General features: G+C 70.1%; 12 protein-coding genes. 6 read left to right on the top strand and 6 right to left on the bottom strand.

What is annotated here, in order from left to right; translation table 11 throughout:
* Positions 1-13: 13 nt before the first annotated feature.
* Entirely contained in the window at positions 14-982 is a 969-nt protein-coding gene (locus tag ACFYV5_RS21070) for a ScbA/BarX family gamma-butyrolactone biosynthesis protein (RefSeq protein WP_355112118.1), read from the bottom strand.
* 362 nt (positions 983-1,344) lie between these two features.
* Here ACFYV5_RS21070 and ACFYV5_RS21065 point away from each other — a divergent pair, with 362 nt between their 5' ends.
* From ACFYV5_RS21065 to ACFYV5_RS21050, 4 genes are all read left to right on the top strand, one after another.
* Complete coding sequence (locus ACFYV5_RS21065; RefSeq protein WP_389170516.1) at positions 1,345-2,037, top strand: HAD family phosphatase; 693 nt, start codon at positions 1,345-1,347, stop codon at positions 2,035-2,037.
* 57 nt (positions 2,038-2,094) lie between these two features.
* Positions 2,095-2,865: a glucose 1-dehydrogenase gene (locus ACFYV5_RS21060; RefSeq protein ID WP_389170513.1), complete on the top strand. Its 771-nt coding sequence runs from the start codon at positions 2,095-2,097 to the stop codon at positions 2,863-2,865.
* Positions 2,866-3,023: 158 nt separating this feature from the next.
* Entirely contained in the window at positions 3,024-3,674 is a 651-nt protein-coding gene (locus ACFYV5_RS21055) for a ScbR family autoregulator-binding transcription factor (RefSeq protein WP_355112113.1), read from the top strand.
* A gap of 361 nt (positions 3,675-4,035) precedes the next feature.
* Complete coding sequence (locus ACFYV5_RS21050; RefSeq protein WP_355112111.1) at positions 4,036-4,899, top strand: AfsR/SARP family transcriptional regulator; 864 nt, start codon at positions 4,036-4,038, stop codon at positions 4,897-4,899.
* A gap of 109 nt (positions 4,900-5,008) precedes the next feature.
* Here ACFYV5_RS21050 and wrbA read toward each other — a convergent pair whose 3' ends face one another.
* From wrbA to ACFYV5_RS21025, 5 genes are all read right to left on the bottom strand, one after another.
* On the bottom strand, positions 5,009-5,626 hold the full coding sequence (gene wrbA / locus ACFYV5_RS21045) for an NAD(P)H:quinone oxidoreductase (RefSeq protein ID WP_389170508.1): 618 nt from the start codon (positions 5,624-5,626) through the stop codon (positions 5,009-5,011).
* A 131-nt stretch (positions 5,627-5,757) separates the two neighbouring features.
* Positions 5,758-6,615, bottom strand: a complete 858-nt coding sequence (locus ACFYV5_RS21040; protein WP_389170505.1) for an arylamine N-acetyltransferase — start codon at positions 6,613-6,615, stop codon at positions 5,758-5,760.
* A gap of 14 nt (positions 6,616-6,629) precedes the next feature.
* The gene (locus ACFYV5_RS21035) at positions 6,630-7,481 is read right to left on the bottom strand and encodes an MIP/aquaporin family protein (RefSeq protein WP_389170502.1); all 852 of its coding nucleotides are present in this window, start codon (positions 7,479-7,481) and stop codon (positions 6,630-6,632) included.
* A gap of 130 nt (positions 7,482-7,611) precedes the next feature.
* Complete coding sequence (gene asnB / locus ACFYV5_RS21030; RefSeq protein ID WP_389170499.1) at positions 7,612-9,468, bottom strand: asparagine synthase (glutamine-hydrolyzing); 1,857 nt, start codon at positions 9,466-9,468, stop codon at positions 7,612-7,614.
* 44 nt (positions 9,469-9,512) lie between these two features.
* Positions 9,513-11,213, bottom strand: coding sequence for a carboxylesterase family protein (locus tag ACFYV5_RS21025; RefSeq protein ID WP_389170496.1), 1,701 nt, complete (start codon positions 11,211-11,213; stop codon positions 9,513-9,515).
* A 248-nt stretch (positions 11,214-11,461) separates the two neighbouring features.
* Here ACFYV5_RS21025 and ACFYV5_RS21020 point away from each other — a divergent pair, with 248 nt between their 5' ends.
* A complete protein-coding gene (locus ACFYV5_RS21020) occupies positions 11,462-12,004 on the top strand; it encodes an SRPBCC family protein (RefSeq protein WP_355112101.1) in 543 nt (180 codons plus the stop codon).
* Positions 12,005-12,204: 200 nt separating this feature from the next.
* On the top strand, positions 12,205-13,644 hold the full coding sequence (locus ACFYV5_RS21015; protein WP_355112099.1) for a multicopper oxidase domain-containing protein: 1,440 nt from the start codon (positions 12,205-12,207) through the stop codon (positions 13,642-13,644).
* Positions 13,645-13,677 lie beyond the last annotated feature (33 nt).

The raw sequence follows: 13,677 nt of genomic DNA, 5'->3' as shown, positions 1-13,677 counted from the left end.
CCCTGGACAGGTCCTACGACGTCAGTTCCGCGACCGTCGTGATCGCGGAGAACAGGATCTCGTCGTCCTGCCGGCCGGTCACCCGGATCAGCCGCTCCGGGCTGCCGGGGTAGTCCACGGCCGGCTCCGTCTCGATCCAGCAGGGGCTGCCGAACTCGGCGTACCGGTGGAAGGTGGAGTCCATCGCCACCGGCAGCACCGGCCGGCCCGCGGGCGCGAGGGTGTGCACGGCCTGGCGGGCCGCCTCCAGCAGGACCATGCCGGGTATGTGGTCGCCGGGGTGGTCGAAGAGGACGGGGTGGCGGGTGTCGACCCGCAGCTGCCAGCGGTCGGCGCGCTCGGTCGGGGTGAGCACGACGTCGAACTCGCTGTGCCGGCCGACGGATCGCGGCTCCACGGGAGCGGTGAGCCGCTCCTGAGCGCTCGCGGTCGCGGCCGAGGCCTCGGCGAGGCGGTCGGCGCGCAGCCGGCGGTAGACCTCGGGGCTGGTGCAGGTGTAGCGGGCGTTGCCGGTGGCGAGCGTCCGGCCGTTCTCGCTGATCACGACCTCGTAGCTCAGTCCGGCCAGCCGGCCGGCGCGGCGGCGGATGTCGGTGCAGGTGACGTCGAGGCGCAGATCGGCGGGCGCGCCGCCGACGGGCAGCAGGGCGGGCATGACGCGGTAGTTGAGCTCCCACATCAGGAACTGGTGGCCCAGGGGGACGTCGAAGCCCGCGTGGGCGAGCAGCGCACCCACCTGACGGATCGTTTCGGCGGCCAGCATCGGGTCGTAGTGCGTGCCGCCGACCGGGCCGAAGAAGGAGTGTCCGCGCGGCCACTGGGCCCGGAGCGTGAAGTGGGCCTCGTCCGTACGGGACCAATCGGCGGTCAGGAAGACCTCGGCGAGCGCGGCCCGGTGAACGTACTCACGGGGAGCCGTCGTGGTGAGCCCGCCGAGGGCCTGGGTGTCCACGATGTCGGTCGGAGCGGGCGTCTGCAGCATGAGATCCCTCGACTAGGGGCCTACTAAGGAGATTCGGGCAACCAGCTCCGCGGAAGTTACGAACTCCCCGGTACGTTTCGCAAGACCCCGGTGGAGGTTCTGTCAGGTTCGCTCGGAGCGAAGAAGAGCGTATGCGAGTCTGTCCCCGCCGAACGACGCCTGGCAGAACGGCAGATGTCCGACTCGTGAGACCCCAGGGTTCACGAGTGAGGTGGCTTCGGGTATCTTCCAGCTGCCGGAAATCTGTACCGCCAGGTTTGTTTCTCGGGCATCCGAGACGCCGGTTCGGGTGGTCGCGTCATGATCTGAGCGATTCGCTCTGATATGCCCGGCTCATCGATCGGCTGCCTCTGGGAGACTCCGTGGAACCCCTGCGCCAGATAACACTCGCCGCCGTCAACATCGACGGCGTCCTGCTGAACGACACGTTCAGCCCCGCCATCCACCGGTTCATCACCAGCCGGGGCGGTCACTACGACGCCGAGGTGGAACGGGAGATCTTCTCCCAGACCCAGCTCACCGCGGCCAGGGCCCTCGGTGCCGCGGCCGGACTCTCCTGGAGTCCCGAGGACGTGCTGGCGGCCTACTTCGAGGAGCGCGCCGCCTACCTGGCCGAGCATCCGCTGCGGCTGCTCGACGGCGCCACCGATCTGCTGCTGCGGCTGCGCGGACTGGGGCTGCGGACGGTCTGCTACGGCGGACTCGACGCGTCCCACTTCGAGCTGCACCTGCGGGAGCAGGCGCATCTCTTCGACGCACCCGGCTATGTGTGCACCAACGACTTCCGCCCCGGCGTCCGTGAGGTGACGCGGGACCTCGGCCTCCGGTCCGACCAGATCCTGTTCATCGACGACGTCGCTCGTGTCGGGGAGGCCGCCAAGGAGCTCGGCGTGCCCTTCATCGGACACCCCAGCGACTTCGCGCACGGGTTCCAGGGCGAGCTGATGCGCAGGGCGGGCGTGCGGCACGTGGTGCGGTCCCTCGACGAGATCGACGAGTCCCTGCTGCGGACCCTCGACGCCGAGGCCGCCGCCGGTACGGTCTGGAACCGCTGAGACCGGCGTGGCGTACCAGATGTCACACATCCGACTGCCGAGGGAGACGACCGTTCCATGACTGCCGACCACCGCCTGCTGCCCCGCAAGGTCGCCCTGATCACCGGAGCGAGCAGTGGAATCGGGGCGGCCGCCGCCCGGGTCTTCGCCCGCGAGGGCGCCCGCGTGGTGGTGGCCGCCCGCCGCGAGGACCGGCTCAAGGCCCTGGTGGCCGAGCTGCGCGAGCAGGGCGCCGAGGCCGAGTACGTGGTGGCGGACATGACCCGCCGCGAGGACACCCGGGCCGCCGTGGCGCACGCGGTCGAGACGTACGGACGGCTCGACGTCGCCTTCAACAACGCCGGTTGGGGTGCCGGCCGCGAGCCCCTGCACGAGATGGACGACGAGCTCTACGACCGGATACTGGACGTCAATCTGCGCGGGGTCTGGAACTGCCTGCGGGACGAGATAGCCGCCATGCTCACCACCGGCGGTGGCGCGATCGTGAACACCAGCAGTGTCGGCGGACTGCTCGCGACCCCGGTCGCGGCGCCGTACGTCGCCGCCAAGCACGCCGTGGTCGGACTGACGAAGGCCGCCGCCGCCGAGTACGCGGCCCAGGGGATCCGGGTCAACTCGGTGGCGCCGGGGACGACCCGTACCGAAGTGGTCGCCGAGTGGTTCGCCGCCGTGCCCGGGATCCAGGAGGCGCTGCACGCCGCCACGCCGCAGCCGCGGACCGCCGAGCCCGAGGAGATCGCCGAGGCGGCGGCCTGGCTCTGCAGCGACCGGTCGTCGTTCGTCACCGGTGCGATCATGCCGGTGGACGGCGGCTTCACGATGGTGTGAGCCGGGTGCCGTCCGGCCGAACGGCCTGCGTGCGATGTCTTGTGTCCTCTGCACGTATCCGTCCATACTTGCTGTTTTCGACCGTGAAGTGCGAGCAGGCACGGAGCGAGCGCGAGCGCCCTGTGGGGCATCGGGCTATGAGAGGGACGTGACCGCCAATGGCGAAGCAGGATCGCGCGATTCGGACGCGCCAGGCGATCTTGGAAGCCGCTGCCACCGTCTTCGACGAGCGTGGTTACGAGGCCGCGAAACTCACCGACATCCTCCAGCTGGCCCAGGTCACCAAGGGCGCGCTCTACTTCCACTTCGACTCCAAGGAAGACCTCGCGCACGCGGTCATCGACGCCCAGGTCTCGACCGCGCCGATGCCCATGCCGCAGGTCTCCAAGATGCAGGAGTTCGTCGACATCGGCATGGTGTTCGCGCACCGGCTGACCCATGACGGGCTGCTGCGCGGCAGCGTCCGGCTCACCCTCGACCAGGGCGGCCACGAGCTCAACCGCAGCGGTCCGTACCGGGAGTGGACCGACCTCAACCTGCGGGTGCTCGACGAGGCCAAGGAGCGCGGCGAACTGCTGCCGCACGCCGACCCGGAGGAGGTGGCGCCGCTCGTGGTGGGCGCCTACGCCGGGCTGAACCTCATGACCCAGGCCCTGGGCAGCAATCGCACGGACATGGACCGGTGGGCCTCCGCGCTCTACCGCCACGTGCTGCCCAGCATCGCCGTGCCCGCCGTGCTGGCGATGCTCGACATGGAGCCCGGCCGGGGCGCTCGCGCCCTGCGGGCCGCGGAGGCGGCCGCGGGCTGACCCGGCCGTCCCTGGCCGCCTCCGTCGTGTTCCAGCCGTTGTGCGGGCTCCCTGGAGGCGTCTTCCACGATGCAAAACCATACCCGGCTGCCGGTTTTTGAGGACGCCATGAGGCGGCCATCTTCCCGTCGCCTGCCGTAGACCTGCGAAAGCGTACCCACGAGTCCAGATCTTGGACCCGTGGGTACGCTTCGTTGCGCACTTTGCGGATTCTTGATGGCGGCATCTCCCCATCAACGGGACATACTTCCGCGTTCTCGGGGTGTGAATTTCCATACCCCGCGGTTTCTTATTGACATGCCTGCGGGTCTCTTTTCTAATCGTCCAGGGCCAAGCCGTTCACCGACACTGAGGGGGCAAAGTGGACGTCCGGATCCTGGGGGGACTGTCGGTACGCGAGAACGGGGTGTCGATCACTCCGACCGCCGCGGCGCCGCGGCAGCTGCTGGCACTGCTCGCCGCCAACGCGGACCAGGTCGTACCGGTGACCGTCCTCATGGAGGAGCTCTGGCCGTCCGGGCCGCCGCGCGGTGCCCGGGTCGAACTCCAGTCCCACATCGTCGATCTGCGGGCCCTCATCACCACGGCCCTGCGCGGGACCGCGCCGACGGCACCCGGATCCGCCTGGCTGGAGCGCCACACCGCCGAGGCCGTGCTCGTCTCGCTCCCCGGCGGCTACCGGCTCGACACCGGCGGGGGCTCCAACGACGCCTGGCAGTTCGAGCGGGCCGCCGGCGCGGGCTACCGGGCCATGGAAGCGGGCGACCTGCAGCGCGCGGCACGCCGGCTCTCCGACGCCCTGGCCCTGTGGCGCGGCGAACCGTACGCGGGGGTCGCGGCCGGCCCTCATCTGCGCATGGAGATCGAACGCCTGGAGGCCTCCCGGCTGAGCGCCCTCGACCAGTGGGTCGAGGCCCAGCTGCGACTCGGCCGGCACTTCGAGATGATCTCCGACCTCTCCGAACTCGTCGCCCAGTACCGCACCAACGAGCCGCTGCACGGCCAGTTCATGGTCGCGCTGCTGCGCTGCGGACGGCAGGACGAGGCCCTGGAGGTCTACCAGCGGCTCCGCAACGGCCTGAAGAAGGAGACGGGCATGGAACCCTCCGCGCGGCTGCGCAGGCTCCAGCGCTCGATCCTGACCGTACGGGACGTGGCGCGGCCCGCGTTCGGCCGCCAGACGTCCACGCTGCCCCGTCTCGTACCCGCCGGATCGCTCGGTTGACGGGCCGCAGGGCCGAGGGGCCGCACGGCGGCAGGCACCGAGGACGACGAGAGGAGGGGCGGGGCGCCCGAAGCGCCCCGCCCCTCCTCTCGTGTCCCCTGGTTCACCGTCAGGCGGCGGCGAAACCCTTCTTCAGCGCCGTGGCGATCTCGACGGCGCGCCGGGTCTGGAACTCGATCGCGGCGAGGTTCTCGCCGGCCACGTTGTTCGCCTCGTTCGCCGAGACGCTGCTGGCGCCGTACGGGTTGCCGTTGGCCGCGGCGAACTGGACCGGGTCCGCGTAGCCGGGCGCCACGATGACCGCACCCCAGTGGTAGAAGGTGTTGTTCAGGGCGAGCAGCGTCGACTCCTGGCCACCGTGCGTGGTCGAGGTCGAGGTGAACGCCGAGGCGACCTTGTTGACCAGCTTGCCCTGCGCCCACAGTCCACCGGTGGTGTCGATGAACTGCTTGATCTGCGCGGCCGGCAGACCGAAGCGGGTCGGCGTGCCGATCAGCACGACGTCGGCCCACTCGAGGTCGTCGAGCGAGGCGACCTCCACGTCACGGGTGGCCTGGACGTGCTCGGCCCACTCCGCCTTGGTGTCGATCACCTGCTGCGGGGCCAGCTCCGCCACCTTCCGCAGCCGCACCTCCGCACCGGCCTTCTCCGCCGCGACCGCCGCGGCGTTCGCCAGCGTGTGCACGTTGCCGGTCGACGAGTAGTAGATGACTGCGACGTTGGTCATGACAGACCTGCTCCTTGGTGAGGGACGAAGGGCCGGTTACGGAACGGGTAGGCCCGGTCGCGACCTTCTCCGAACGGGAGGGCGGCCTTCCACGCCACCGGGGGAAGTCCGTCAAGTCCCGCGCCTGGATGTCACTTCCCGGCGAAGAAGTGCAGCAGAGCACGCTCGTCGTCGTCGTCCAGCACGATCGAGAACAGCTCGCCGAGCGCGCACACCGTGTCCGCCGCGCTCAGCTCACGCCGCTCGACGCGCCCGTCCGCGTACCGGATCTCCAGCGACGTGTCCCGCAGCAGCCGGCGCTCCTTCTCGGTCTCCTTCTGGGCGACCAGCTGACCCACGAACGGCGAGCCGGGCCGGGTGGAGGAGAGGTAGTGCGCGGCCTCGAAGTCGATCCGGAACTGCGGCTCCTGACGGAAGGAGTACATGTCGAACCAGCAGCCCCCGTCCGGGATCTCCACCACCCAGTCGGCGCCCTGGGCCACCAGGCGCCAGGTCCAGTCGGCGACCGAGGAGGTCGCGCCGTCCTCCAGCGGCAGCGCCTCCATCAGCCCGCTGTAGCCGTATCCGGCGTCGGCCAGCCACACCTGCTCGTCCGCGCGGACCAGCAGCACCGTGTGCGTACGGAAGCGGCGCCTGCTCTCCCCCTGCCGGATCCGGGCGAGGAGCCGGGTCACCGGGAAGCCGAGCCGGTCCAGGGCGGCGGCCAGCAGCAGGTTGTTCTCGTAGCAGTAGCCGCCGCGCCCCGCCCGGACGAGCTTGTCCTGGATCCGGTCCAGGTCGAGCGAGACCGGGCGGCCCAGCGCGATGTCGATGTTCTCGAAGGCGATGGCGTCCATGTGGCCGCGCTGGACCCGGTGCAGGGTGTCCGCGGTGGGGGTGCGGGGCCCGGTGAAGCCGATCCGGGCGAGGTACGCGTCGAGGTCGAGGAGCTCGCTCTGCCACTCCGGGTCGGTCTCGACGGCGACGGGCAGTCCGTAGGTTCCCAACATGGGTGTCTCCAGGATCAGATGGGGAAGGGATAGTCGTTCCGCAGCAGCTCGGGCGGGATCGTGTCCGGACAGACCGTCCCCTCGGCGGCCGGTGGCGTGGAGGGGTCCAGCGATACGGGTGGGGTCGGCGCCCTCAGGGCCGCGGCCAGGCCCGCCGCCAGCGCCGCGCCGAGGACCGGGCCGATCAGATACGCGGCGAGGAACCCGAAGTTCCCCGCCCACAGCGCGGGCCCGAACTGCCGCGCCGGATTGACCGAGCCGCCCGAGAGCGGCCCGAGGATCATGATGAAGCCGCTGATGCACAGCCCGACGACCCCCGGGATCAGCCACTCCCAGCGCGGCCGGATCAACAGCGCGGCCACCAGCGTCATGCAGATCAGCTGCCCCACCGTCTCGGCCGTCAGCACCCCCCAGAAACCCCAGCCGGGCTGCGGCGCCACCGCGGCCCAGCCGACCTGGGGCAGTCCCACCTCCGCGCCCCACACCAGCCGGGCCAGACCCACGCCCGCCACCGCCCCGGTCATCTGGGCCACGCAGAACGGCAGGACGTCCCGGCCCGGGAAGACCCGCAGCAGCCACAGCCCGATGCTCACCGAGGGGTTCATGTGCCCAGCGGTCTTCCGGGACATCGAGTAGTGGATGATCACCGTGTTCACGACGCCGAAGAAGATCCCGAGCGCGACGAACGCCGCCCGCCCCTTCAGGACCGACCCGAGCGGCGCGTCCGGAGCGAAGAGCCAGCGGGACGTGGTGACGATCAGGAAGAGGATCCCCGCCGTGATCAGGAACTCCAGGACGACGGTGCGGGCGCGCGGCGACAGGTACGTCGGCCGACGGGCGGCGCGGTGACGACTGCTGTGGGTCACGGTGACCAACTCCCAGCTGTGATGCGGTCGGTACAGGCGGTGCGGGTGGTACGGGTCGTCCACATGCGTCCGCGGCGCCGCGGACGGCCGGAAGGCCGCCCACGACGCCGCAGAAGGGCGAACGTGCAGGTCAGAGCTCGATACGGACCTCGTACTCGAGCGCCCAGGCGTTGAACTCGACGAGCCGCTCCATCACCGCCCGGGTCCCCCAGAGCCCGCCGAGCGCCGCGTACTCCTCCAGCGGCTTGTCGAGGAGCCTGGCGATCCCCTCGCGCGGGACGAGCCGCAGCACGGGGGAGTCCTCGGCGAGCAGCGCCTCGACCTTGGCGCGCAGCGCGGTGACGTACGCGATGTCCTGGGTGGAGGGGTACGGGCTCTTCTTGCGGTCAAGGACCGACTGCGGAAGCACGTGTGCGGCGGCCGCGCGCAGCAGGCTCTTCTCCCGGCCGTCGAAGTTCTTCATCTCCCACGGCACGTTGTAGACGTACTCGACGAGCCGGTGGTCGGTGAACGGGACGCGGACCTCCAGACTGGTCGACATCGAGATCCGGTCCTTGCGGTCCAGCAGGAACTTCTCCCAGTGCTGGATGTTGAGCCAGGTCAGCTCCTTCATCCGCTCCTCGTGCCGTGAGTCGCCGGCGAGCCGCGGGACCGCCTCCAGGGACTCGGCGTACCGGCGCTTGACGTACTCCTCCATGCCCAGCCGGTCCCAGAGCCCGATCTCCTTGATCGTGTCCAGGCCGCCGAGCCGGCGCCAGGCGTCGTACCAGGGGAAGGTGTCCCCGTTCACGGCCTCCTCGTCGAAGAACCAGTTGTAGCCGCCGAAGATCTCGTCGGCCGCCTCGCCGGAGAGCGCCACCGTGACCCGCTCCTTGAGCGCCTTGCACAGGTGGTAGAGGGAGTGCTCCATGTCGCCGGTGGAGACCGGCAGGTCCTGGGCGCGCAGCACGGCCGCGCGGACGTCCTCGTCGAGGATGTCGTGGTTCTCCAGCTCCACGATGACGTGATCGGCACCGGAGTGCGCGGCGACGTCGACCGCGTACGGAGTGTCCGGGTCCATCCAGATGCCGTTGTCCCGGAACGTCTCGCCGTGGTCCTTGAAGTCGACCGAGAAGGCGGTGATCCGCTCGTCCGAGCCCTGGTCGCGCAGCACCTTCGCGGCGAGCGCGGTCACGGCGCTGGAGTCCAGACCGCCGGAGAGCAGGGTGCCGACCTTCACGTCGGCGATCAGCTGCCGCTCGATGATGTCCTCGAGCAGTTCGCGGACGGTGGCGATGGTGGTGTCGAGGTCGTCCGTGTGCGGGCGGGCCTGGAGCGTCCAGTACGTCCGGGTCTCCATGCCCGCGCGGGAGAAGCGGACGGACGTGCCGGGGACGACCTCGCGCATGCCCTTGAAGACCGCGTGGCCGGGGGTGTTGATGATGGCGAAGATCTCGGCCAGGCCCTCGGCGTCGACCACGGCCTCCGCCTCCGGGTGGGCGAGGATCGACTTGGGCTCGGAGCCGAAGAGGACGCCGTCGGCGGTGGGGTAGTAGTAGAGCGGCTTGACGCCCATCCGGTCGCGGACCAGGAGGAGTTCCTCGGTGGCCGGGTCCCAGATCGCCAGCGCGTACATGCCGTTGAGCCGCTCGGCGAACTCCTCGCCCCACTCCAGATAGGCGTGCAGCACCACCTCGGTGTCGGAGGCGGTACGGAACGCGTGCCCGAGGGCGGTGAGTTCGTCCCTCAGCTCGCGGAAGTTGTAGACCTCGCCCGTGTAGACGAGGACGGGCTGCCCGTCGTCGCCGGGGACGGCGTGCATGGGCTGGCGGCCGTTCTCCAGGTCGATGATGGAGAGGCGGCGGTGGCCCAGGGCGGCGTGCCGGGTGAGCCAGATGCCGCCGTCGTCCGGGCCCCGGCACTCCAGGGTCCGGGTCATGGCCTCGGCGGTGTCGCCGCCGAGCGTCAGGTCGCGGTCGTAGGCGACCCAGCCGGTGAGTCCGCACATGGCGCCTCAGGTCCTTTCTCGAATGATCAGCGGGATGTACGGAGTCAGGGGCGGGTGGCGCCGGCCGCGGAGGGCCTCGGGACCGGTACCCAGCCGGCGGTGTCCCAGTGGGCGAGCTGGCGCAGGGCCGAGCGCTCGCCGATCTCGGCGACCCGCTCCCCGCCGAGGATCAGCGTGGAGGGCCGGTCCGGGGAGAACACCGGGACCGTCGGCGCGTTCGGGCTGCTCGGCGCGCGGCCGTGGGCGAAGGAGGCCACCAGGTCGATGAAGGTGTCCGAGACGAGCTTCTCCAGCGGGCCGTCGCCGTAGTGCGGGGCGTTGACAGCGGATCCGTAGGTGCCGAACAGGAACTTGGACGTGGCCTCGTGCGGGGTGCCGGTCAGCGGCGGGGCGACCGGGTGCGCGAACTCCACCAGATAGCTGGGGACGTCGGGCCGTTCCGTGGCCTGCCGCTCGGCGAGCCGGGTGATCTGGTAGCGGAAGAGGCTGTCGCCCCAGATCGCGCCCCAGACGGACACCGGGTCCTGCGGTAGCCCGTCGATCGCCGCCGCCCGGCGGTACGCGGAGATCGCGGCGTCCACCTCGGTGTCCGACACGTGCACGGCGCCCTTGTGCAGCACGGCGCGGATCGCGGTGCGCAGGCTCTCGTCGTCGGTGGGGTGGGGGCCGGGGAAGGGGTAGCCGGGCCCGGTGGTGAAGAAGGTGCCCTCGGTCCGGCCGTAGATCGTCAGGGTGGGCAGCGCGGGGGTGGGCAGCTCGTGGTCGTGGCCGAGCATCCAGCGGTCGTCGACGACCGGGCCCTGGTACTCGCGCCAGGTGGATATCTCGCGGTCGACGGGGCTGCCGGAGAAGATCTTCTCCCAGGTGTCCTTCAGCCGGTCGGCCGGCACGGAACGCAGGCCCCGCACGGTGGTGCCCAGCTTGCGCGCGACCAGCTCGAAGACCCGGTGCGAGTCCTCCCGGCTCATCGAACTGGCCGGCTCCCAGACGTGCTTGACGCTGATAGGGACGATCCGGCGGACCGTGCCCCGCAGTTCGGGGAGCAGCCCGAGCTGCCAGGTCGAGGAGCCGCCGGCGGAGGTGCCGGCCAGCGTGATGTTGCCGGGGTCGCCGCCGAAGGCGGCCGCGTTGCGGCGCACCCAGTGCAGCAGTGCCACCTGGTCCTGCAGACCCCAGTTGGAGTACCCGCCGGTACGCTCGTCGACCAGGTCCTCGTGCAGCCCCCAGCCGAGGGCGCCGAGGCGGTAGTTGAACGTGATGACGACCATGTCGCCGTGGGCGGCGGGCCGGGCGCCGTCGAAGTCCGGCTCGCTCCCGGCGCCGAGGAACCAGCCCCCGCCGTGGATGTAGACCATCACCGGCCGGGCGCCGCCGGTGTCCGGCGTCCAGACGTTCGCGTACAGGCTGTCCTCGCTGGAGCCCGGCAGGTACGACTGGTACGAGACGGGCGCGAACGCCGTCGCGTCCCGTACCCCGCTCCACGGGGTGACCGGGCGCGGCGAGCGGTAGCGCAGCTCGCCGACCGGGGGAGCGGCGTAGGGCACCCCGCGGAAGACGGCCAGGCCGCCGGCCCGTTCGCCCCTGATCAGACCGCCGCTGACGCGGGTGACGACACTCGTCGTCTCCGTGCCGCCGTCGGTCACCGCGCCGCCGCGCGTCTGCGTGGCCGAGGCCACGCCGCCGGGGACGGTCACCGCCGTCGCCATCGCTGCGGCGGCCGCGACGACCGTACGTCTCCGTGGCATGGCTGGCGGTTCATGTCCAACTCCCGACCGGTCCATAAAGAAAACTCCCGGGGTATGCGAATGCCGAAAGACGGCGCGTCGAAGAGTGACGACGATGCGAGGGTGCCGGACGCTCCTGGCCTCGCCAATGTGCTTCGGCGTACTCAGTCAGGTCAGTCGGCGCGGCATCGGAAGGCGTGTCACGGTGACCTGACGGATTCACACCGGACCCTTTGAGCACACCCGCCGTGGATCGGCAGGATCCAGGCATGACAACGTCGATTCTGGACTCCCGCCCCCTTTTCGAGCTGGGCGCCGAGATTCATATCGCGGCCTCCGCCGACAAGATCTACTCGATCGTCAGCGACATGCAGCGGCATTCCGAATGGAGCTCGGAACTCCAGGGTGGCCGATGGCTGTCCGGAGAGCCCGGGAAGGTCGGTTCGATCTTCGAGGGAGAGAACTTCCGCAGCGACGACATCGTGTCCTGGGCTCCGCTCATCCGCGGAATCTGGCACACGAAGTCGGAGGTCGCGGAGACCATCCCCGGTCGCGCGTTCCGCTGGAAGATCCACTCCAAGACCGGTGAACCGCAGGAACTCACCTGGTCCTTCCTGATCGAGCCCGCGGAGAACGGTGCCACGCTCTCCCAGACCTTCCGCATGGGATACGCGTCGCCCGGAATCAACGAGATCACCAAGGACATGGACGAGGCCGACAAGCGGAAGTTCATCGCCGACTGGACGGCGAAGATGACCCGCGACATCACCGAGACCCTGGGCAGGATCAAGGTCGTCGTCGAGAAGGACTGACGCCCACCCCCACCAGGAACGACGCACCGACGGGCCGGCCCCCACAAGGGCCGGCCCGACGCACACCCGGCCCTGCCGCGTGACCGGCGGCGGTGGCCCCACGAGCTCCCCCCCACACCCCCACACCCCCCCCACGTCCCCCCCACAGAGCACGGAGATGCGGGCGCGCACAGGGCGCGCCCACGACGAGGGGAATCCCCATGCTTTCCAGACGACGGTTCATCGGTGCCGCCCTGGCGACAGGCGGCACGGTGGCCACCGGTGCGGCCCTGACCCCGCTGCTCGGTTCCGCGTCGGCCTCCGCGGCCGACGCGACCGCCGTCCCGTTCTTCACCCAGCCGATGCCGCTGCCGCAGGTCATCGCGCCCAGCTCCACCGCCAACGGCGTGGACACCTACAACATCTCGATCAGACGGACGAGCAAGGAGATCCTGCCCGGCACGTTCACCGAGGTCTTCACCTTCAACGGCGGCTTCCCCGGGCTCATCCGGGCCACGTCCGGCCGCCCGGTCGTCATCAACCAGTACAACAAGCTGACCATGCCGGCCTCGATCCACCTGCACGGCGGTCACGTGGCCCCGGAGCACGACGGCGACCCGATGGCGACCATCGCACCCGGTGGTGTCCGCACGTACCACTACCCCAACCGGCAGGCCCACGCCCCGCTCTGGCTGCACGACCACGCCCACCACATGGAGTCCGAGCACGTCTACCGCGGCCTGTCCGCGTTCTACCTGCTCACGGATGCCGAGGAGAAGGCGCTCCCGCTGCCCTCCGGCGTGTACGACGTGCCGATCATGCTCCGCGAAGGCCACTTCGACGACAAGGGGCAGCTCGTCTACACCATGGACGACTTCCGCAGCCGGTCCACCATCATGGCCAACGGCAAGGCCTGGCCCCACTTCCAGGTCGCGGCCCGCAAGTACCGCTTCCGGCTGCTCAACTCCACCAACCTGCGGTTCTTCACCCTGAGGCTCGCCGACGGCTCCCCGTTCGTCCAGATCGGCTCCGACGGCGGCCTCCTGGAGAGACCTTTCTCCACCGACACCGTCGCCCTCTCGCCGGGCGAACGCGCGGAGGTCGTCATCGACTTCTCCCGCTACCCCGTCGGCACCCAGCTCGTCCTGGAGAACACCGAGGGCCCGGGACCGGCCGAACTGACCGGCAAGGTGCTCCGCTTCGACGTGGTGAAGACCGCGGACGACCCCAGCGCCGTACCCGCCACGCTGCGCACCCTGCCCGCGCTGCCGGCCGTCACCGGCCGGCGGACCGTCGTCATGAGCATGGACGAGGACGGGCGGCCCGGTCCGCAGGGATACATGGACGGAAAGGTCTACGACCACCACCGCATCGACAACACCGTCCCCTGGGGCGGCTCCGAGATCTGGACGGTGACCAACAGCAATCAAGCCATTCCGCACAATTTTCATATTCACCTGGTGCAGTTCCGAGTGCTGGAACGCAACGGAAATCCGCCGGGCCCGGCCGAGGCAGGGCTCAAGGACACGATCCGTGTCATGCCCGGCGAGACGGTGAAGTTCCAGGCAACATTCGACAGCTATCGCGGAAAGTACCTCTACCACTGCCACATGCTCGACCACGCGGCCATGGGAATGATGGCCCAGATGGAAGTGGTGTGAACGGCGGGCGAATCAACCTGATGGATTCTTCGC

Origin of the sequence: Streptomyces sp. NPDC003035, assembly GCF_042888285.1 — a bacterium.
In the GTDB taxonomy this organism is placed as follows: domain Bacteria; phylum Actinomycetota; class Actinomycetes; order Streptomycetales; family Streptomycetaceae; genus Streptomyces.
This window is presented reverse-complemented; position numbering and strand designations above follow the sequence as displayed.

Bases quoted from the DNA above. Each gene is read 5' to 3' on its own strand.
- ACFYV5_RS21020 (WP_355112101.1), top strand. From the start codon at position 11,462: ATGACAACGTCGATTCTGGACTCCCGCCCCCTTTTCGAGCTGGGCGCC.
- ACFYV5_RS21040 (WP_389170505.1), bottom strand. From the start codon at position 6,615: ATGTTGGGAACCTACGGACTGCCCGTCGCCGTCGAGACCGACCCGGAG.
- asnB (WP_389170499.1), bottom strand. From the start codon at position 9,468: ATGTGCGGACTCACCGGCTGGGTCGCCTACGACCGCGACCTGACGCTC.
- ACFYV5_RS21025 (WP_389170496.1), bottom strand. From the start codon at position 11,213: ATGCCACGGAGACGTACGGTCGTCGCGGCCGCCGCAGCGATGGCGACG.
- ACFYV5_RS21055 (WP_355112113.1), top strand. From the start codon at position 3,024: ATGGCGAAGCAGGATCGCGCGATTCGGACGCGCCAGGCGATCTTGGAA.
- ACFYV5_RS21060 (WP_389170513.1), top strand. From the start codon at position 2,095: ATGACTGCCGACCACCGCCTGCTGCCCCGCAAGGTCGCCCTGATCACC.
- ACFYV5_RS21070 (WP_355112118.1), bottom strand. From the start codon at position 982: ATGCTGCAGACGCCCGCTCCGACCGACATCGTGGACACCCAGGCCCTC.
- wrbA (WP_389170508.1), bottom strand. From the start codon at position 5,626: ATGACCAACGTCGCAGTCATCTACTACTCGTCGACCGGCAACGTGCAC.
- ACFYV5_RS21015 (WP_355112099.1), top strand. From the start codon at position 12,205: ATGCTTTCCAGACGACGGTTCATCGGTGCCGCCCTGGCGACAGGCGGC.